We start from the raw sequence: 20,629 nt of genomic DNA on the forward strand, positions 1-20,629 counted from the left end.
TTCAAAGAATAAGTATTGGTTTTATGTGCCTATGGACAGGCGGGCATCGACAGCATGACAACGGGTGGCCGCCACGATCAATGGGTTGATATCCAGTTCAAACTCGGTATCGCGCAAGTCGTGGGCCAGAAAGCTGACACGCACAATCGCATCGAGCACACCGGCCCGATCCAGCATGCGCCCCCGGTACCCCTTCAACAATTTGTCGATCATCAAGGTGGACAAGAGCCGGTCCGCATCAGCCAAGGTTAGCGGTGCGGCCGCAATGACCCGGTCTGACAACATTTCCACCAGAATGCCGCCCGCACCAAACACCACCACCGGGCCAAACTGCGCATCCTGGCGCGCGCCGATCAGCAATTCCACATCGCCCTTGGCCATGGCCTGCACCAAAACACCTTCCAGACGGGCATCCGCTTTATAGGCTTTGGCATTCGCGTAGAGCCGGGCAAAATCACGTCGCAAGCTGGCCTCGTCGGCCACATCCAGCGCCACCCCGCCCGCTTCGGTTTTATGGACGATGTCGGGAGAGACAATCTTCATCACCACCGGATAGCCCATCTGCTCGGCCTGCGCCACGGCCTGTTCCACGTCCTCGCACACTTGGCCCAGATTCACCGGCAAGCCGTAATGCGCCAGCAAGCGCTTGGACTGGTCTTCATTAAGGACACCACGCGGCATCACGGTAGGAGCCTGGCAAGCGCTGGGGCGCAAAGCCGCCTGACGCGGCACAAACTGCCCATGACGTTTCCAGGCCGACAAGGCCAAGGCTGCTTCCAGACTGGAGCTGGCATACGCATGGCCGTGCTGGGCCAGCTTCTGCCGCAAAGGCTCGGACGTTGCACCCGCATCAAACGCCACCATGACCGGCTTGGCCCAGTGCGGTTCAGGGTGGATGATTTTTTCAATCAGAGCCGCCATCCATTCCTGCGGACACATGGAGGCCGTAATCAATACCGCATCGCTTTGCTGATCCTGCATCAAGGCATCCAAGGTGGCGCGGGCTACCTCGGTGGAGTCCTGAGTCAGACGCGCTCCCAAATCCACCGGGTTATCCGCCTGCCCGGACGGGTAGTGGGCAGCCAGAGCATGCTTGGTAGAAGCAGAAAAGTTGGACAGCTCCACGCCGTGGTCTGCCAAGGCATCGGCAGCCAAGGCCCCTCCACCACCTGACGGTGTCACAATCGCGACCTTGGAAATCTTGTTGCTGGTAAAGCGCACCATGCTGTTTGCCAACAAAAGCATGGCTCCCATATCGTCCATCAGGCTGATGCCTTCATCGCGGCAGACACTGGCAAACACATCATGGTCCCCCGCTACGCTGGCGGTATGCGAAAAGGCGGCCGCCTTGCCCGCACTGGAGCGCCCGGCCTTGACGGCCAGCCAGGGCTTGCCTGCGGCTTGAGCCCGGCGAGCCGTACGACGCAAAGCCTGGGTATCTTTAATGCCCTCTATATAGGTACAGATCACCTGCGTCTGGGGATCATCAATCAGGAAGTCCACAAAGTCGCACAGGTCCAGGTCCGCCTGATTGCCCACCGAGAAGCCATAGGTAAAGCCGCCACCCATCGCCCATGCCCGATCAAAATACGTGGTCATCAAGGCACCGCTTTGGCTGACAAAACCAATAGGCCGCTCCGGCAGACTGTCTCTGTCCAGCACCGGCGAAGAACACAGCACCAGATTGCGGCTGGGACTGATCATGCCCAAACAATTAGGGCCGATCAGGCGCATGCCCGAGTCACGACAGATACGCAGCAAGGCTTGCTCACGCTCCAGCCCTCGCTCGCCTGCATCGGCAAAACCTGCAGAGATCACCAGCAGACCGCGCACCCCCATTTGGGCCGCAATCTGTGCCTGCTCCAGAACGGTATCGGCTCCCACCGTAAACACGGCCAGATCCGGAGCACTGTCCAGCGCAGCCAGACCGGGCACAGCAGGCAAACCAAACAGACTGCTGCGGCTGGGATTGATGGGTAGGACCTTGCCGCCATAACCGTGCTTGAGCAACATGCGAAACAGTCGCCCACCAAACTTGGACTGATCCTCCGAGGCGCCGACCAAGGCTATGGATGCCGGGTCCAGCAACGCGTCCAGTGTGCTGACGCAAGTGACGGTCTCCATCCCATGTTTCTCCTGTTGGGGGTTCTGTGAGCGTTTACTCATCGCTCATCTTGATGGTCTTAAGGAGCTCGCGGTAATAGGCGCGGCTTTTTTCCAGATCTTTGGCATAGGCTTGCCCATCTTTCCAGCTGGCGCTGACACTGATGCGATGAAAACGCTCCTGGGTTTGCGGCTCGGCCAGGATTTCTTCCGTGGCTTTGGCCAATTTCTGTATGACCGGCTCGGGCGTGCCGGCGGGCGCAGCCAGCCCCCAGAAGCCTTCAAAAGGCAAAGCGAGCTCAAAACCCTCTTCACCGGGAGTGGGCACATCTGGCAATTCGGGGTGGCGCACACTGGCATACGTGACCAAGGCCTTGGCTTTACCACTTTTCACCAGTTCCAGCCCGACACCATCAATAAAAAAATCAACATGCTTGCCCAGCAAGGCCGTCATGGTGTCCGCTGAACCCTTGAAGGGGACGTGCAATAGATCCAGTTTTTGCGAATTTTTCAAGATCTCGCCGGCCAAATGACCTCCCGACGCAATGCCTGCAGAGCCAAAGGTCAAGGTTCCAGGCTCTTTGCGCGCCAACTCAACAAACTCTTTCAGATTGGAGACAGGCAAGTCATTACGGACCGTCATGATGGGCAGATAACCCGCCAGGCTGCCGATAAACTCAAAGCCCTGGACTGGGTCATACGGCACATCGCGTATATAGGGCAGCACCGTAAAAGCCGTGCTGGTGGCCAGCAACAAGGTATAGCCATCAGGTTTGGCACGACCTACGATGGAAGTCCCAATCGACGTCGTGCCACCGGGTCGATTCTCAATGACGATGGGAACGCCTAGCTTGACGCGCAAACGGTCGGCAAACACGCGCGCCAGATTGTCGCTATTGCCGCCGGGGGGATAGGGAACCACAAAAGTGACTTCACGGCTGGGATAGGTATCGGCCGCGATGGCCGCCGGGGCAGAAAAGCTGCTCACTGCCACCAGTCCCGAAACCAGCATTGTGCGTAAAAACCCTGTACGCGAAAAAAAAGAATTAGACATGATCCTTGCCTCCTGTGTGAGAGTTTTTCTCTCTTATTGTTCCACTATATAGAACGCTGTTCTTGTTTTTGATCTTAAAAATGCCGTGAAAACGGCGCGAGTACAACAGACAGCAACAACACAAGCAACTGAGGACAACGGTTCAAATAGTGGGAGATTTGATTTCAAGTGTCAACTATTAATCCCCTCCGGGATTTCCCCAGTTCAATCATCATGTCGCGTTGGGCTTGACCGCAACGCACTTCTAGATACAATGAAAACACCGATTTTTTACGTCATTTTTAAGAACGCCGTTCCAAATATCAGAACACCACCCTTTAACTGATCGAAGGAATTCATTCATGTTCTCTGCCATCGTCATCGACAAAACCGACGGCCAATACAAGGCCAGCCTGCAATCCCTGGACGAATCTGCTCTACCCGACGGCTCGGTCACGGTTCGCATCGACTACTCCACCTTGAACTTCAAAGACGGCCTGGCCATGACGGGTAAGTCCCCCGTGGTGCGCCAGTTCCCCATGGTGCCCGGCATCGACTTTGCCGGTACGGTCACCGACAGCAGCGATCCGAATTTCAACGCCGGCCAAAAAGTGGTGCTGAACGGCTGGGGCGTGGGCGAAGTGCATTGGGGCGGTCTGGCACAGTTGGCCCGCGTGAAAGGCGATTGGCTGATTCCGCTGCCCGAAGCCTTCTCCACCCAGCAAGCCATGATGATTGGTACCGCCGGCTACACCGCTGCCCTGTGCGTGCGTGCCTTGCAACGCCAAGGCGTGACACCCGACAAAGGCCCCATTCTGGTGACGGGTGCCGCCGGTGGCGTAGGCAGTGTCAGCGTGGCCCTGCTGCATGCTTTGGGCTACACCGTGATGGCCAGCACAGGCCGTCCTCAGGAAGAAAGCTATCTGAAGGCCCTGGGCGCCAACGAGATTGTGGACCGCAATACCTTAAGCGAACCTGGTAAACCGCTGGGCAAGGAACGCTGGGCTGGAGCCATTGACAGCGTGGGTAGCCACACCCTGGCCAATGTCTGCGCAGGCACGCAATACCTGGGCGCAGTGGCCGCCTGCGGTCTGGCCCAGGGCATGGACTTCCCCGCTTCTGTGGCCCCCTTCATTTTGCGCGGCGTGCAATTGATCGGTGTGGACAGCGTCCATTGCCCCAAACCCGAGCGTCTGGCAGCCTGGGATTTGCTGGCCAAGCATTTGTCCATCGAGGCCCTGGAGCGCATCGGTGCCAGCACCATCGCCCTGTCCCAAGCCATTGATCAGGCCAGTCAGCTACTGGAGGGCAAAGTACGCGGCCGCATCGTGGTTGATGTGAACGCCTAAGGCCCTGTCGGCCCCCATCTACCTATATCACGCTCTGGAGCTGATTCATGGATACGACATTGCCCCTGAACGGGGTTCGGATACTGGAATTTTGCAATGTGGCCGCTGGCCCGTACTGCGGTATGTTGTTGGCCGATATGGGGGCTGACGTCATCAAAATCGAACACCCCAAAGGGGGAGACACCTTACGAAGCTGGCCGCCCATCAACCAGGGCTACAGCGAGAACTTTGCTTCGCTAAACCGCAACAAGCGCTCGGTGACGCTGGATCTGAAAAACCCTGACGATGTGGCCAAGGCACGCCAACTGGTGCTGAATGCCGATGTCTTGCTGGAGAACAACCGGCCCGGCGTCATGCAACGTTTAGGACTGGACTACGAGAGTCTGAAAGCTATTAACCCCAGACTGCTGTACTGCTCCATTTCCGCCTATGGACAAAGCGGCCCACGCTCGCAAGAAGGCGGTTTCGATCTGACGATTCAGGCCATGAGCGGGGTGATGAGCGTCACTGGCGAGGCAGGCGGTGCCCCGGTTAAATGCGGGGTCCCATTGGCCGATTTTGCTGCCGGTTTATATGCGGCTTTTGCCATCAGCGCCGCCTTGCCACAAGCTCGTGCCACCGGCCAGGGCGCGCATATAGACGTACCCATGCTGGGGACCACACTAGCCATCGCTGCATTGCAAACCTCGGAGTATTTCGGCAGTGGCCGCGACCCGGACAAGCTAGGCTCCGCCCACCCACGCAATGCCCCCTACCAGGCCTTCCAGTGCAAAGGCGGCTACTTCGCCATGGCCGCAGGCAACGATGCGCTGTGGCGCTCCGTCTGTCAGGTTGTTGAACGCCCGGATCTGACCGAGGATGAACGCTTTACCAACACCACCCTGCGCGCCAAACATCAAGACGCCTTGCGTGAATTGCTGGAAGCCATTTTTGTGCAGCACGACTGCGAACATTGGCTGGCCCAATTCCGTGCCCAAGGCGTACCCTGCAGCCCCATCAACCGCTATTCCGACGTCTTGCGCGACCCGCAGGTCGAACATATGGAATGGGTGCAAAACATTCGCCTGCCGGGTACGGATACGGACACCCGCAGCTTTATCTCGCCCCTGCGTATCAATGGGGTGGGCTTGCCCGTCCGTCTGCCCCCCCCCGCGCTGGGCGAACATAACGACAGCATCTTGCACGGAGTCACCCCATGACAGCGCCGTATTGCAGCCGCAGCCCCAGCCTGAACGTGGACTGCGCGGGCAAAGTCTGGACCTTGACACTGAATCGGCCCGACAAACGCAATGCCTTGTCGGCCGAGCTAGTCGAAGCCCTGATCGCGGCCGTGCAGGCCGCAGAACAGGCCCAGGCCGATCTGCTGATCTTGCGCGGTGAAGGCCGTAACTTCAGTGCCGGTTTTGACTTCAGCGACTACGAGCAGCAAAGCGAGGGGGATCTGGTGCTGCGCTTTATCCGCATCGAAACCCTCTTGCAGAGGCTGGCCCACACACCGTGCGCCACCCTGGCCCTGGCGCATGGGCAAAACTTCGGCGCAGGCGTGGATTTGATTGCTGTCTGCCGTCAGCGCGTGGCCAGCGCGGACGCGCGCTTTCGCATGCCTGGACTGCAGTTTGGGCTAGCCTTGGGAACTGGCAGACTGGCGGCCCTGATCGGCGGTCAGCAGGCTCATCAACTTTTGGCAGGAAGCCAGGTTTTTGATGCTGCCACAGCAAAACAACTGGGATTTATTGACGACACGCAAGAGTCCGACGCGTGGCCTGCGGTCATCGAGCAAGCTCAACAAACAGCAGGCTTGCTGGACGCGAGCAGTCGCACCTATCTGCATCAGTTAACGGGTTGCCCACAACAGGCTGATCGGGATATGGCAGCCTTGGTGCGCTCGGCTTCCGCACCCGGCATCAAGGAAAGAATCGCGGCCTTCAGGCAGGCCGCAAAGTCTTGAACGCTAATATTGAACGGCCCCAAAAAAAGCCCCCACGCTACGCCTTCGGCTTGCTGCCCCCCGAGGGGGAGTTTTTGTCTTGGGGCGGCCCGGCGACAAAAAAAGCCCCCACGCTGCGCCTTCGGCTTGCTGCCCCCCAAGGGGGAGTTTTTGCCTTGGGGCGGCCCGGCGACAAAAAAAGCCCCCACGCTACGCCTTCGGCTTGCTGCCCCCCGAGGGGGAGTTTTTGCCTTGGGGCGGCCCGGCGACAAAAAAAGCCCCCACGCTACGCCTTCGGCTTGCTGCCCCCCGAGGGGGAGTTTTTGCCTTGGGGCGGCCCGGCGACAAAAAAAGCCCCCACGCTACGCCTTCGGCTTGCTGCCCCCCAAGGGGGAGTTTTTGTCTTGGGGCGGCCCGGCGACAAAACATGGGCGAAGCCATCCAAGTTTTAACAGCAGTTCAAATCCGGGCTGTTTCATCCAACCCGGAACCTGTCTTCTATAACGGTTTAGCGACCGCTATAACCCAAGCGGCGCGAGATCTGCGCCGCTGCCGTCATCAAGGTTTTACCGGCCTGAATCAGTCGCGCTTCTTCCAGGCGCTCGGCAGGCCCGGAAATGCCCAACGCCGCCACCACCATTGCCCGACTGTCGTAAATAGGTGCAGCCGCACCCACGACCTGCTCACGCCACTCGCCCCGGTTAATCGCATACCCCTGTTCGCGCACTTGTTCCAGTTCACGGCGCAAATCACCAAACTTGACCAGGCTACGCGGCGTATAAGGTTTGAGACGGTTCTTGATCAGATTCAAGGTATCTTCACTGGCCCAGGCCAACATCGCTTTGCCCGTTGCCACACATTGCGCAGGCGAGCGTCCGCCCACAGTGGTGTAGGCACGCACAGGCTGCGGGCTGTCGATCTTTTCGATATACAGCACCTCGACCCCATCAAGCAGCGACAAATGCACTGTTTCCTGGGTTTGCTCGGCCAGCTCTTTCATGAAGGGCAAAGCCTCCACGCGTACATCCAGCCGATTGGCCAAGCCCGAGCCCAACTCCCACAGTTTCATGGTCAGCTCGTAGCGCCCGGTGTCTTCGTTCTTGCGCGCAAAGCCCTGGTGAACCAGCGCCTGCAACAGTCGATGCACATTGCTTTTATTGAGCATCAGTTGATTGGCCAGCTCGGTCACACCCGAGCCTCGTTCGTGCTTGGCCAGGGCTTCCAGGAGCACCAGGCCCTTAACAAAAGTCTTGTCCAATCGAATATCCCATCAATCACTAAAAGTGCATGAATTGTCTCATGGAACCGGGCCTAGGCCCTTGGTGGTGACAAGACTGATTCAAAATCGAAACAAGCAAGCAGCCCTGGCCATACTTATTCTTCAGTGCCCCTGACATGGGCGAACACCAGCCGGAACAGGTCATGATATTCAGGTATCAGGATCATCAGTGTTGAACGTACTTCAGTCTGAATACCCGTCTAGGCCCATGCAGTGCGGCAGCAAACCCAGGCCCACTTGCCGCTTCCCAGCGATTACTAAAAGCGTGTACAACGTGTCTTTAATCCATAAACTCAACAGTCGCCTGGAGCCCAACCCCGATGGACACCCCTTCTACGCCCTTTGCCCTTGCGGCCATCGTGCATGCAGGCAAAGGCAGTGCCGACGCCTTGCTGCTGGAATTCGTGCAGGAGTTGCGCGCGAAAAACTACCGCGTCTGTGGTCTGGTGCAAGGCCCGGAAATCCAGAAGGAAGGTCATAGCCTGCGCACCGTGCAGGATCTGGACAAGGGCACGCTCTATCCCATCACCCAGAACCTGGGTTCGGAATCCACGGCTTGCTGTCTGGATATTGGCGCCTTGCTGGAAGCCAGCGAAGTGCTGCGGCAGGCGCTGGAAAGCCCTGCCGATCTGGTGATTGTGAATCGCTTTGGCATCATGGAAGCAGACGGCCAGGGTTTTAACAATGAAATCATGGCCTTGATCGACCAAGGCTACCCGGTGTTGACCGTGGTCGCCCACACCTATTTGCCTGCCTGGCGTGAGTTTACGGGTGGGCTGGCCGTGGAGCTGGCGCCAGAGCGCCAGGCACTGTGGAACTGGTTCGAGAGTAGCCGTCAGGCAGCCTGAATCGGCCACCTGACACGATTGCCCTCACAGAACCTGCAAAGCCACCCAAGGCCATGCGGCCGGCCCTTATCAACTAGCTCCACGCCTGAACAGCAGTAAGCCTACAGCCTGCTAAAGGCTAGAACACAGCTTGGTGCTACTGGCCCCACCCCTCCAGAACCAGTTTGCCCCTTGCCTTGCCCGACTCGATCAAGGCATGGGCTTTCTTCATATTGCTGGCATTGATACTGCCAAAACGCTCCGTCATGGTAGTACGTATCAAGCCCGCATCAATAAGGGCTGCGACTTCGCTTAACAAACGGTGCTGGGCCTGCATATCGTCCGTGCCAAACAAGGAACGGGTAAACATGAATTCCCAATGCAAAGACACAGATTTGCGTTTGAGCTTGCCCACATCAAGACTGGCCGGGTCATCAATCAAACCGAATTTCCCCTGCGGGGCAATGACCTGCACGAGCTGGTCAAAATGCTGATCGGTATGCGTCAGGCTGACGACATAATCCACTTCCGGATGCCCGATGCGCTCCAGTTGCGCTGCCAAAAGCTGGCTGTGGTCAATGACATGATGCGCGCCCAGCTCCTTCACCCAAGCTTGGGTTTCAGGGCGGGAAGCAGTGCCAATGACGGTCAAAGAGGTCAAGCGGGCAGCCAACTGCGTCAAAATAGAACCCACACCACCAGACGCCCCCACAATCAGTAAAGTCTTGCCAGCAGGAGCCTTTCCTGGGGCTACGCCCAAGCGGTCAAACAGCATCTCCCAGGCCGTAATGGTGGTCAGGGGCAAGGCAGCCGCCGCCGCAGAATTCAGCGTTTTGGGCGCATGCGCCACAATACGCTCGTCCACCAAATGCAGTTGGCTATTGGTGCCAGGGCGCGCAATGGAACCGGCATACCAGACGCGATCACCAGGCTGAAACAAGCTCACTTGTGGTCCTACCGCCTGCACAATCCCGCAGGCATCCCAACCCAGCACCTTGTATTGTTCACCCTCCGCAGGTTGAGCCGATTCCCGAACCTTGGTATCGACCGGATTAACCGACACCGCCTGTACGTGCACCAACAGATCACGGCCTGTGGCCACCGGGTCGGGCAACTCAACATCCAACAGGGACTCGGGCTGCTCAATCGCTTGAGGGACTTTGTAGGCAATCGCTTTCATCTTTTTTCCTTTTTTAAAATCAGTCGTCTGTCTTAGGCCATGCTCGGATAATCGGTGTAGCCGTGTGCGCCACCTCCAAACAAGGTGTGGGGGTCGAAGCTGGCTAAGGGAAGCTGATGACGCAAGCGTGCTGGCAAATCTGGATTGGCAATAAAGGGGCGGCCAAATGCCACCAGATCCGCCAGGCCACTCTTTACAATCTGCTCGGCTCTGTGTGCGTCGTATTTGCCCGCAACGATAATTCGGCCCGAGAAATGGGCACGCAAGGCGTGACGAAAATCATCAGGAATCTCAGGCGCATCCTCCCAATCCGCCTCTGACAAGTGGATATAGGCCAAACCCTTGCCGTCCAATACCTTCGCCAAATGCAAAATGGTGGGGATGATTTCGGGGCAGTTCATGGCGCGCTGCGTAATAAAGGGAGCCAAACGGATACCGGTGCGTTCTGCCCCGATCTCGCCCGCTACCGCTTCGACCACTTCTCTGGCAAAGCGAACACGATTTTCCACACTGCCGCCATACGCATCTTCACGATGGTTAGAGGTGGTACGCAGGAACTGATCAATCAGGTAGCCATTGGCCCCATGGATTTCCACGCCATCAAAACCGGCTTGTATCGCCTTGGCAGCCGCCTGGCGATAGTCCTCAATCACGGCGGCAATCTCTTGCTCGGTCAGAGCACGCGGCACGGGGCAATCCAGCATCCGCCCCACCCCATCCTCCCCCACGACCCAAACCTGGGCCTGAGGCGATAAGGCCGAAGGAGCCACAGTCTGCCCATCGGCATGAAAGCTGGCATGAGACATCCGGCCTACATGCCACAGTTGCAAGACAATCCGACCACCGGCCTGGTGCACGGCATCCGTTACCAGACGCCAGCCCTGCACCTGCTGCTGAGTGTAAATACCGGGAGTGAAGCTATAGCCTTGCCCTTGCCGAGAAATCTGCGTGGCTTCGCTGATCAATAAACCTGCACTGGCACGCTGAGCGTAATACTGGGCCATCAACGCATTCGGAATATCCCCCGGCTGATCGGTACGGCTACGCGTCATGGGAGCCATCACGATACGGTTCGGTAGCTGCAAGCTGCCCACGTTTAACGCCGAAAACAAAACAGATGTCTCTAAAGCCATGATTTGCAACCCTCATCAAGAAAGTGGAAGTGTGGATCACAGTGTGCCTTTTCAGACTCTTTAGAAAAACAGGCCTTTGCTTGAAACGATTTTCAAAAATATTTTGAAAATCGCATCATAATTAATCCCATTAGTTCACTTTTCAGCATAAACACGTTGAACTCAGCCCAGCGAGACACGCCATGAAAGCACTGCAGGATCTGGAAATTTTTGTTCGCACCGCAGACACTGCCAGCCTATCGGCCACAGCGCGAGGGTTGGGCATTACACCGGCAGCGGCCAGCGCGGCACTCAAGCGCCTGGAGGCGGAAGTGAGCGTACAGCTTTTCCTGCGCTCCACCCGCCATTTGCGGCTGACCTCTGAAGGCGAAGTGTTCCTGGCTCAATGCCGTCCCGCCCTGTCCGCCCTGCAACAGGCCAGCCTGCAACTGGCCAGCGGTGGCCCCGGCTCCCGTGGCCAACTGAAGCTGGCCGCACCGTCTGACCTGGGACGCAACGTGCTGTTGCCTTGGTTAAACGAATTTCAGGATGCCAATCCGGGCATAGACATACGCCTGCATCTGTCCGACCGGCTGGCCAACGTGTACAGCGAACCCATTGACGCCGCCTTTCGCTATGGCCATCCAGCAGACTCCAATCTGGTGGCGATGCCTTTAGCGCCGACACACCGCCGGGTACTGTGCGCCGCCCCCTCCTACTTGAAGCAGCACGGCACCCCCACCTCCCCTCTGGAACTGCAGGAGCACGACTGTCTGTGCTTCATGCTGGGAGACGATGTTCATGATCGCTGGAAATTTGAGCGTACTGGTCAAGCGGCTACCTTTGTCCGAGTCCGGGCAGTCAATGTTTCCAACGACGGAGATGTCGTCCGGCGCTGGGCCTTGCTGGGCAAAGGTATCGCCTACAAATCCTACTTCGACGTGGCCCAGGACCTTGCCAATGGCCGCTTGCGCACTATCTGCGAGGACTGGCTGGGCGAGAGCACCCCCCTGTATTTGCTGGCTGCCGGACGGCAGCAAATTACCCCCTTGCTGCGCCAGCTGCATCAGTTCATGCAGGAACGCCTGGAACGCTGGGAGCAGTCGCCCCATCTGCCGAAAAAGCACACAGGAACGACGATGAACGTCTAGGATATCGACCCAAGGCCGTCATCCTGCCTTGCTCTAATTCGATCGACCCTTTCCCCAACATCAGTGACAAGGCTATCGAATCATGAGACATGCGCACACGGCCCGCTCCGCCTCCCAGCGGCCCGGCTTTCCTTATCCCTCTGAAAATTCCCATCCGGGCAGCCATGCGTTGCTATTCCAAGGCCTGTCCCGGCCTGTCTTTGGTAAACCCGGTCTGCTCAAAGCCCTCGCCGTGGCCACCCTATCGGCTACCTTGGCTGCTTGTGGCGGGTCCGGCACAGGCAACGACCAGGAAGCGGAGCCCGAAACACCCGTCAACCCGGACAAGCCGGATACCCCTAGCACCCGCCACGCCCTGATCATCAATTTGGATGGGGCAACCTATCAGGCCGTGCAGCAAGGCATTGCCGATGGCAGCCTGCCCAATCTGGCCAAGCTGCACGTACAACTGGCCTACAGCGGTGGCGTCGCCGGCACCCCCAGCCAACAGGCCAATCTGGATATGCCCAGTTGGGCCAGCCTGCTAACCGGAACCTGGGCCAACCGCCATGGCGTGGTGTCTACTGCACCGGATCAGGTGCTGCGCCAAAACAGCCTGTTCCACTCCGAGCAAAACGGACAGAATGCTGCAGCCGTGGCATCCAAAGGCTTGGCACACTTGCTCAAGGCCGACCACAATGCCGAGCGTCTGCATGAGCTGGCCGACTGTTCCACGCAAACCGTTACCCTGTCCTGCGTCTCCAGCCAGGCCCTGACGATGATCAAAGGGGACTACCGCAAGGTTCTGGTTCAGTATCGCGCTGCCAAAGATGCTGCGCTGGACTTCGGCATTGAATCACCGGGCTACAACGCTGCCTTAAGCAAGCTGGACAAGGAAATCGGCACCTTGCTGGACGCTGCTGCCAAGCAAAAAGACCGCGAGTGGCTGGTGATCGTGACCGGCAGCCATGGCCTGAGCGAACACGGCCAGGATAATGGCTTGCCTTTGCTGCCCCAATCCACCACCTTCCTGGCCATCAATCAGGCCGTCAACACAGGAGAACAGGGCATTGGCGCCAGCGTACCTGCTACGCTGCCCGAGCTGTATCAGTACAACAGCCTGGTGGATGTGGCCCCTACCATCATGCGGTATCTGGACAAGCTGCCTCCGGCTGCCGACTACAATCTCGATGGCAGCAGCCTGCTAGGCCCTCAAGCCGTCACGAGTCTGCAAGCCACGGTGCTGGACAACCACTCCTCTGCCGTTGCAATCAAACTGGACTGGAAAGCCCCCGCCGATGCCTCTATCGACATTTTGCGGGACGGCCAGGTAATCGCGTCACGCCTACCGGCTGGCACACAAAGCTATACCGACAACCAGGCCACCGCTGGTCTGTCTGACCGGGGCACCTACCAGTTTGACTACACCGTGCAGGCCGGTTCAGGCACCGATGCCGCCTGGCGCAGTCTGTTTAGCCCGCCCATCTCGTATTTGCCTCCCGTCCCTCTGGAAGCCTCCCTGCTCAATGGCCTGGTCTCCTACTATCCCTTCAGCGCCAATTTGCCACCTGTGGACGCGCAGAAAAACAGCACCATGGCTCCCGCCTCCAAAGATCTGCCCAATGCGGCCGGTCTGGTCGTGCCCGGTCCCTTTACCGGCACGCATGGCTTGCTGGTTGACACCAACTATGTCACCGAAGAAGGTCTGGAAGGCTATCGCATGACGCCGGCCCAAGGCTTTGACATCTCCACGGGCAGCAACCCGCAATTCACCATTGGCTTTTGGTATCAGGTGCCCAAGTGCATTGATCGCAACAACGTCACGGTCCTATCCAACAAGAACTACGTCAGTGGTGCCAATGCCGGTGTCGCCATTGGCTTGTTCAACAGTGGCATCCAAAACCAGTGCGGCATTGCCTTCAATATTGGCTCGGGTGGAGTACGTGCCGACGGCCCAACCAATCCCTACACCCAGATTCCAGTAGGTAAGTGGGTGCACCTTGCTTTCTCGGTGGACGGTGTTGCCAAGACCATGAACATGCGCGTGTTTGATCCCTCTACCGAGCAGGTTACGCGCGTGGCTACCAACAAATCCACGGGTGCAGTAGATGTCTCCAAGCTCTCGCCCTACCCACAATGGGGTATTGGCGACGATGGCACCGGCACGTTCCTGATGAACAAGTGCAATGGCTCGGTCAAACCTCCCTATACCGTCGGCAAATGCTCGACTGCCCCGCCCACCCAGCAAATGTTTGGTGACCTGGCCATGTGGAACCGCGTCCTGAGTGAGCAGGAGCTGAGCTCGATCTACTGGTCCAAGAAACCCCTGTCCAGCCTGAGCACACACTAAGCGAGGCCACCATGAACGTTCTTGATTTACGCGCTGTACGCAGTGCCCTGGCCATCGGCATGACTGCTTTGCTATTGAGCGCCTGCAGTGACGGAGGATCCAGCGCTGCCGAACCCCCGCCCGGCACAGGAGGCTCGAGCAGCGAGCAGGTGCCTATTGTGACGCCCCCGGCCACGGGCTCTCAAGGGGAGCAAGGCACGGACCTTGGCACGCTGCCCACCCCGAACTCGCAATTGGACTGCGCACCTTAAGCGCATGGCAGCCCGGCACGACAGATGTCCTTGCCTAGCTCCACTCCAACCACTTATCGACAAGGCTTTCCCCATGACTCACATCAATCGCCGTAATTTTCTGCGACTGGCTGCCAGTGCGGCCGCTTTGGGCCCCTTTCCGCCTGCTATTCAAAAGGCGCTGGCTATCCCCGCCAATAACGCCACGGGAACCATTAATGACGTCGAGCACGTCATTATCCTGATGCAGGAAAACCGCTCTTTTGATCACTACTACGGCACCATGCCAGGCGTGCGCGGTTTCAGCGACCGTATCACCATCCCGATGGCATCGGGCGAATCGGTCTGGCGTCAGCAAGGCACCAATGGCATGGTGCAGCCCTATTACCTGGATGCGACCAAAGGCAATGCCTTGCGTGTTGGCGGCGCACACGACTGGAACGACCAGCAGGAGGCCTGGGATGGCGGTCGCATGGCAAACTGGCCCAAAGCCAAGTACACCAACGTCGCTATGGGCTACCTGAAAGAGTCCGACTTGCCCTTTCATTGGTCACTGGCTAATGCCTTTACTATTTGCGACGCCTACCACACCTCTATCAATACCGGCACCTTCACCAACCGCATGTTCTTGTGGAGTGGCAGTAACGGGGCCAATCTGATTGATCGCGCCTGCGTGACCAACTCCAACTGGGGTCGCCTGGGCCCGTCCGACGATGGTCTGGATTGGACGACGTACCCAGAGCGGCTGCAAGAGGCCGGTGTGCGTTGGAAGGTGTACAACCGCCCCGGCAACAACAGCAATAACAACCAGCTCGTGGCCTTTGCGTCCTACCGCAAGGTGAATGAAGACCTGGCCACACTAGGCTCTCCTGATGCCGAATACTCCCCTCAAATGGAAGCTCTCTCCCCCTTGTACAAGGGTTTTGGCAACACCATGCCTGACGGCGGGTTTTTGCAAGCCATTGCCGATGACATCAACATGGGCCAATTGCCACAGGTCAGTTGGATTGTGGCCCCCGGCCCCTACAGTGAACACCCCAGCATGGGTGTGCCCGGCCAGGGCGCCTGGTATCTGGAGCGACTGCTGAACATTCTGACCGAAAAGCCCGAGATCTGGAGCAAGACCGTCCTGATCGTGAACTACGACGAGAACGACTGCTTCTTTGACCACATGCCCCCTCCTGCCCCTCCGTGGCGCAATCGAGATGGCTCATTGGAAGGCAAGTCCACGGTAGATGTCTCCAATGAGTACTACACCATGCCTGCCCCTGACGGGGACTCGCGCAAGGTAGCACCCGATGGCCGCCCTTTCGGGGCCGGCCCACGTCTGCCCACCCTGATTATTTCCCCGTGGAGCGTGGGTGGTTGGGTCAACTCCCAACAGTTTGACCACACCTCGGTACTGCGCTTTCTGGAGCAACGCTTTGGTGTGCAAGAACCCAATATCAGCCCCTGGCGCCGCGCCGTATTCGGCGATATGCGTTCCTGCTTTGATTTCAAATCGCCCAATGCCTCCAAACCCGCCTTGAGTCCAGCACCGACGCGCGAACAGGCAGACGCAACCTTGAGCCAGCAAGCCGGTGCAGGCAAGGTGCCCATGCCCCCTGTGGGCACAGAGCCCATGCCCAGCCAGGACTTAATGCTGCGCCCTTCACGCGCCTTGCCCTACCAATTGCACACCAGCGCCAATGTGGACCTGGACAAAGAGCAGGTCTGGTTAACGTTCAGCAATACCGGCACGCAAGGCACCGTGTTCCATGTGTACGACGAGCTGCAACTCTCGGACTATCCACGACGCTTTACGGTGGAGGCCAACAAGATCATCTCGGACGCCTGGACCGTCCATGCGGATCACAAGGGCAACTACAGCCTGTGGGTGTTGGGGCCAAACGGCTACCATCGCCACTTCAAGGGCAACCTCCACGCGCTGCGCCAAGGCCCCAAACCAGAAGTGCGTGTGTGCTACGAGCCCCAGGCCAATGCCGTGTCCTTGACCATCATGAATATGGGGGATCAGGCCGCGACCGTCACGGTGAGCGCCAACGCCTATCGCGAGGATGGCCCCTGGGTCTACACCGTTGATCCGGGCATGCAAATGGATGCGCGCTGGTCGCTGGAAGTCTCGGGCAACTGGTACGACTTCACCGCCACCATGGGTGAGTCCTTCGAGCGCCGCTTTGCCGGTCGCCTGGAAACTGGCCGGGATGGCATCAGCGATCCGGCCATGGGTGTCGCACGCTAGTCATACTGCCCAGGCACAATGTCAAGGTCCGTTCCGGAAAGCACTGTTAGAGAAGTACGATGACGCTCAACCAATTACGGGCCTTCGTCATGGTGGCCCAGCACGGCGGCTTTTCAGCCGCCGCGCGGGCCTTGAACATGAGCCACACCACGCTTAGTTCACAAATTCAAATCATTGAACGCGACTATGGGGCCGAGCTGTTTCACCGCCGCGGCCGACGCGTCGAGCTCTCTACCCTGGGGCTGGAAATGCTGCCCATGGCCAGACGCATGATCTCGTTGGAATCCGACATGCGCCAGATGCTCGATGGCAGTGGCAAACTGCATTACGGCACCTTGAAGCTGGGTGCCGTCAGCCCCTATCACGTCACCGAGCTGATCGCATCCTTTCATGCGGTATATCCGCGCATCAAGCAGTCCGTCAAACTGGGCAACTCGGAATTGGTACTGGACGATCTGGATCAATACATCTGCGATGTTGGCGTGGTTGCCAGTTGCCAGCCACAGCGCCGCTATTACATGCAACCTTACGCTCGCTACCCGGTCATCGCCTTTGTGCGCCAAGACCACCCTTTCGCCCGACGCAATAGCATTGCACTGGAGGAGCTGGCCGGTGAGCCCTTGCTGATGCGCGAAGAAGGTTCAACAACGCGCAAGGCACTGGAAGACGCCTTACACGAACGCAAGATCAAGGTAGATGTGGCCATGGAAATCGGCAGCCGCGAAGCCCTGCGCGAATCGGTTATTCGCGGCCTGGGAGTGGGCACGGTCTCCGAATCCGAATACGTGCCAGACCCGCGCTTGCGTGTGGTGCGTATTCAAAACGAGCCGGTCTGGACGCAGATCCACGTCTGCTGTTTGCACGAGCGTCGGGAATCTCGTTTGGTCGCTGCCTTTTTTGATGCAATCGCTCATCATCAAAGCGCCCTGCCCGTCGCCAGTACCGTTGCCTGAAAAACAAGCAGGCAGCAAAAAGGGCGGGGCTTGTCGCCCCGCCCTTCTTACCAGGCCTGATTCAATGCCCCCACAGAATCAGGGTGTCTCGCCTTGTGCCAGACGTACCTGGATCGCCTGCACCACAGCCGGGAAATCGGCCACGGTTTCAATCACGTAATGAGCACCCGACTGACGCAAACGTTCGCTGGCACGCTCCACCCGCGCTTGTACCTCTGCCAGATCCGTTTGGGCCAGTTCCTCCAGGGACAGCCCCACTTCATTGCCCGACAGGCTCAACCCTACCGTCCACATACCGGCGCGGCGGCCTTCTTCAATACCCGGTACGGTATCGTCCACTTTGATGCAGCGACGCACATCGCCCACACCCAAAGCCAGCACATTGGCCAGTGCCATGAAGGGGCCAGGTCGGCCACCAGCAGGCAACTCATCACCGGCAATAATGCAGTCCGGCGCAATGCCTTGGCTGGCAGCGGCGGGCAACAAGACATCCAGCACCTGACGCGGATAGCCGGAGCAAGAGCCAATTTTGATACCCTTGGCACGTAACTCTTCCAGCACAGCAGCCGCACCTTCAATCGGGGCCGAGTATTCCGCTACCTTCTCGATCTGCATAGGCATAAAACGCTCATAAATGGCGTCAATGTCGGCATCGGTAGACGCACGATCGAACTGAGCCAGCCACTGATTCTGAATCGACTCGGTGGCCAGCAAGGTACGGATGTGATCACGCTTGGACAAACCCATCGGACCACGGGCCTGTTCCAGGCTGATTTGAATGCCAAATGTGGCAAAGGCATCTACAAAAATCTGCGTCGGTGCCAAGGAGCTGAAATCGACCAGCGTGCCTGCCCAGTCAAAAATGACAGCTTCGACCTTGTCCGACATCAGCGTATTGAGCGCATTGAAATTCTGAGTCATTGTTTGCAACCTTCAGTCCTAAAAACAAGCCGGCTTAAAAACCGATTTATACCTGCACTGCATCCAGAGCATGTGCACCAATAAAATTACGTCCGCGTGGTCCTTGCAGTGCCTGGGCAATGCGCTGTTGCCACTGTTCGGGCGATACCCCGTAGCTGGCCGGATCAATGCTGACCCCCAGACTTTGCAAAAAACCACTTAAGGCCGAGACGGCTTGTGGTCCGTTGCGAGCGTCAAAAATCGACAATAAAAACTGATCCAGCTGTTCATCCTGGCCCAAGGCCATCTGCATGACATGCGGCAAACTAAAAGAGCAAGCAATCCCGTGTGGCAAGCCTTGCTCCAGAGTCAGGTCATAGGACAGGGAGTGCGCCAGAGCTGTCTTGGTATTGGAAAAAGCCAGGCCCGCCATCGCTGCTGCCACAGCCAATTGAACACGCAGCTCCAGGTTGGACAGATCCTGCATCAACAAAGGCAAACTGCTGATCACTTGTCGTGCTGCCGATACCGCCAGGCTGGCCGACACGGGATTACGATTCACGTTCCATAAGGACTCCAGCGCATGCGACAAGGCATCCAGACCACTGGCCAAAGTAGCGCCAGCGGGCAGGCTGCACATCAAGGCCGGATCAATAATCGCGGCCTGAGGCCAGGTCCAGGGCAGGTGCAGGGAGTACTTGCGCCCCTGCCCCTTATCCCAAATGGTTGCCCAGGGGGTCACTTCGCTCCCGGTTCCTGCCGTGGTGGGCACGGCAATCAGGCTGCGCACCCGCCCTGGAGGCTGGCTCAGGCTGGTGTTGCCCGACAAGCAGTCGAGCAGTTCGGCAAACGTTCCCGAAGGGGTGCTGGTCAACATGGCTTTGGCGCAATCAATCACACTGCCGCCTCCCAAGGCGATAATGCACTCAGCCTCAGGGTAGTCACGCCACAGACGCTCGTACAACGGCGCCAACCAGGACACATCCGGATTCGGTTGAATATCGGTTTCAATCGCAACCAGTTGCTCACCCAACAAGGCTTGCAGGCGCTCGCACTGCCCCAGCTCCCGAGCCTGCGGAAAGGCAATCAGAATGGCCCGGCGGCCGCCCAAGCGTTCAGGCAAACGCTCGAACGCACCATTGCCAGCATCAATCTGAACGGGATTGAAAAAATGCCACATAAGAATCTCGAATAAAAACGGCGATCAATCGCGGCCGTTGTTGCGAATAGCCTCGCGCAGGCGATTGGAAATCAGGTCAGCCACTACTACCATCACCGTAATGACCACGATGCAGGTTGCGGTTTCCTGATACTTGAACAGTTTCAGGCTGCTGACCAGCTCAAAGCCCAAACCACCGGCCCCCACCATGCCCAGCACGGTGGCCGAACGCAGATTGACCTCAAAACGATACAGAATCACCGCAATCCAGGCCGTAATCACCTGAGGCAACACCCCGAACACAATCACTTGCAAGGGACGGGCACCAGTAGCGCGCAAGGCATCCAGCGGACCTTGGTCAATCTCTTCTATGCTTTCCGCAAAAAACTTGCCCAGCATCCCCACACCGTGCACAGCCAGAGCCAGCACACCCGGGAAAGGCCCAAGCCCCACCGCAGCCACAAACACCAAAGCCAGGATAAGTTCGTTGATACTGCGTATCACGTTCAGGCTTTGACGGGTAAAACTGTACAGATAACGGTTGACATTCAAGTTACGGGCCGCCAGAAACGACACCGGAACGGCTCCCAGCACACCTAGTACCGTGCCCCAAATCGCGATCTGAATCGTCTCGATAGCAGGCGGGACCAGACTGCCCAAAATGCTCCAGTCGGGCGGGAAGGTGCGGCTTAAAAAGTCAGCAATCTGCGGCAGGCCAGCCGCAAACTCGGCGGCGCTTAACTGTGCGCCTTGCGCACTCCATTGCAGCCCCACGACAATCGCCGCGACCAACACAGCCGTAGTGACCCAGCTTTTAACACTCGTAGGCGTGGACATGACCCAGGAATATTTATG

17 protein-coding genes are annotated in these 20,629 nt (G+C 58.1%); 9 read left to right on the plus strand and 8 right to left on the minus strand.

Features of this window, described 5'->3' with window-relative positions:
• Positions 1-21: 21 nt before the first annotated feature.
• Together OKX01_RS15420 and OKX01_RS15425 are read right to left on the minus strand one after the other, a co-directional pair.
• Entirely contained in the window at positions 22-2,124 is a 2,103-nt protein-coding gene (locus tag OKX01_RS15420; protein WP_264672034.1) for an acetate--CoA ligase family protein, read from the minus strand.
• Between the two features lie 34 nt (positions 2,125-2,158).
• Positions 2,159-3,157, minus strand: a complete 999-nt coding sequence (locus tag OKX01_RS15425; RefSeq protein WP_108728586.1) for a Bug family tripartite tricarboxylate transporter substrate binding protein — start codon at positions 3,155-3,157, stop codon at positions 2,159-2,161.
• A gap of 341 nt (positions 3,158-3,498) precedes the next feature.
• On the opposite strand from OKX01_RS15425, the gene OKX01_RS15430 reads away from it, so the two are divergent.
• The 3 genes from OKX01_RS15430 to OKX01_RS15440 are packed head-to-tail and all read left to right on the plus strand — an operon-like array spanning position 3,499 to position 6,433.
• The gene (locus tag OKX01_RS15430) at positions 3,499-4,485 is read left to right on the plus strand and encodes an MDR family oxidoreductase (RefSeq protein ID WP_123050194.1); all 987 of its coding nucleotides are present in this window, start codon (positions 3,499-3,501) and stop codon (positions 4,483-4,485) included.
• A 47-nt stretch (positions 4,486-4,532) separates the two neighbouring features.
• Positions 4,533-5,684 (plus strand): CaiB/BaiF CoA transferase family protein, encoded by a 1,152-nt coding sequence (locus tag OKX01_RS15435; RefSeq protein ID WP_264672035.1) that lies wholly within the window; start codon positions 4,533-4,535, stop codon positions 5,682-5,684.
• On the plus strand, positions 5,681-6,433 hold the full coding sequence (locus tag OKX01_RS15440) for an enoyl-CoA hydratase/isomerase family protein (protein ID WP_230019256.1): 753 nt from the start codon (positions 5,681-5,683) through the stop codon (positions 6,431-6,433). Before OKX01_RS15435 ends, OKX01_RS15440 begins: the two co-directional genes overlap by 4 nt.
• 487 nt (positions 6,434-6,920) lie before the next feature.
• Here OKX01_RS15440 and OKX01_RS15445 read toward each other — a convergent pair whose 3' ends face one another.
• Positions 6,921-7,670 (minus strand): IclR family transcriptional regulator, encoded by a 750-nt coding sequence (locus OKX01_RS15445; RefSeq protein WP_094197673.1) that lies wholly within the window; start codon positions 7,668-7,670, stop codon positions 6,921-6,923.
• Between the two features lie 341 nt (positions 7,671-8,011).
• On the opposite strand from OKX01_RS15445, the gene OKX01_RS15450 reads away from it, so the two are divergent.
• A complete protein-coding gene (locus OKX01_RS15450) occupies positions 8,012-8,539 on the plus strand; it encodes a DUF2478 domain-containing protein (protein ID WP_108728583.1) in 528 nt (175 codons plus the stop codon).
• 136 nt (positions 8,540-8,675) lie between these two features.
• On the opposite strand, the gene OKX01_RS15455 is transcribed toward OKX01_RS15450, so the two are convergent.
• Both OKX01_RS15455 and OKX01_RS15460 read right to left on the minus strand, forming a co-directional pair.
• Positions 8,676-9,698 (minus strand): zinc-binding alcohol dehydrogenase family protein, encoded by a 1,023-nt coding sequence (locus tag OKX01_RS15455; RefSeq protein WP_264672036.1) that lies wholly within the window; start codon positions 9,696-9,698, stop codon positions 8,676-8,678.
• Between the two features lie 32 nt (positions 9,699-9,730).
• Positions 9,731-10,831 carry an alkene reductase gene (locus tag OKX01_RS15460; protein ID WP_125277707.1) on the minus strand — a complete coding sequence of 367 codons (1,101 nt, stop codon included), beginning with the start codon at positions 10,829-10,831 and terminating at the stop codon, positions 9,731-9,733.
• A gap of 182 nt (positions 10,832-11,013) precedes the next feature.
• Between OKX01_RS15460 and OKX01_RS15465 the strand changes: the two genes are divergently transcribed.
• From OKX01_RS15465 to OKX01_RS15485, 5 genes are all read left to right on the plus strand, one after another.
• Complete coding sequence (locus OKX01_RS15465; protein ID WP_264672037.1) at positions 11,014-11,961, plus strand: LysR family transcriptional regulator; 948 nt, start codon at positions 11,014-11,016, stop codon at positions 11,959-11,961.
• 82 nt (positions 11,962-12,043) lie between these two features.
• Entirely contained in the window at positions 12,044-14,290 is a 2,247-nt protein-coding gene (locus tag OKX01_RS15470; RefSeq protein WP_264672038.1) for an alkaline phosphatase family protein, read from the plus strand.
• An 11-nt stretch (positions 14,291-14,301) separates the two neighbouring features.
• The gene (locus OKX01_RS15475; protein WP_264672039.1) at positions 14,302-14,541 is read left to right on the plus strand and encodes a hypothetical protein; all 240 of its coding nucleotides are present in this window, start codon (positions 14,302-14,304) and stop codon (positions 14,539-14,541) included.
• 73 nt (positions 14,542-14,614) lie between these two features.
• Positions 14,615-16,762 carry a phosphocholine-specific phospholipase C gene (locus OKX01_RS15480; RefSeq protein WP_264672040.1) on the plus strand — a complete coding sequence of 716 codons (2,148 nt, stop codon included), beginning with the start codon at positions 14,615-14,617 and terminating at the stop codon, positions 16,760-16,762.
• Between the two features lie 59 nt (positions 16,763-16,821).
• Entirely contained in the window at positions 16,822-17,715 is an 894-nt protein-coding gene (locus OKX01_RS15485) for a LysR substrate-binding domain-containing protein (protein ID WP_108728571.1), read from the plus strand.
• Between the two features lie 78 nt (positions 17,716-17,793).
• Here OKX01_RS15485 and phnX read toward each other — a convergent pair whose 3' ends face one another.
• The 3 genes from phnX to phnE are packed head-to-tail and all read right to left on the minus strand — an operon-like array spanning position 17,794 to position 20,611.
• Entirely contained in the window at positions 17,794-18,636 is an 843-nt protein-coding gene (gene phnX, locus OKX01_RS15490) for a phosphonoacetaldehyde hydrolase (RefSeq protein ID WP_264672041.1), read from the minus strand.
• A 46-nt stretch (positions 18,637-18,682) separates the two neighbouring features.
• The gene (gene psrA, locus OKX01_RS15495; protein WP_264672042.1) at positions 18,683-19,795 is read right to left on the minus strand and encodes an iron-containing alcohol dehydrogenase PsrA; all 1,113 of its coding nucleotides are present in this window, start codon (positions 19,793-19,795) and stop codon (positions 18,683-18,685) included.
• Between the two features lie 24 nt (positions 19,796-19,819).
• Positions 19,820-20,611, minus strand: coding sequence for a phosphonate ABC transporter, permease protein PhnE (gene phnE, locus OKX01_RS15500; protein WP_395013916.1), 792 nt, complete (start codon positions 20,609-20,611; stop codon positions 19,820-19,822).
• Positions 20,612-20,629: the final 18 nt, after the last annotated feature.

It is taken from the genome of Alcaligenes sp. SMD-FA (genome assembly GCF_025960365.1).
Taxonomy (GTDB): domain Bacteria; phylum Pseudomonadota; class Gammaproteobacteria; order Burkholderiales; family Burkholderiaceae_B; genus Alcaligenes; species Alcaligenes aquatilis.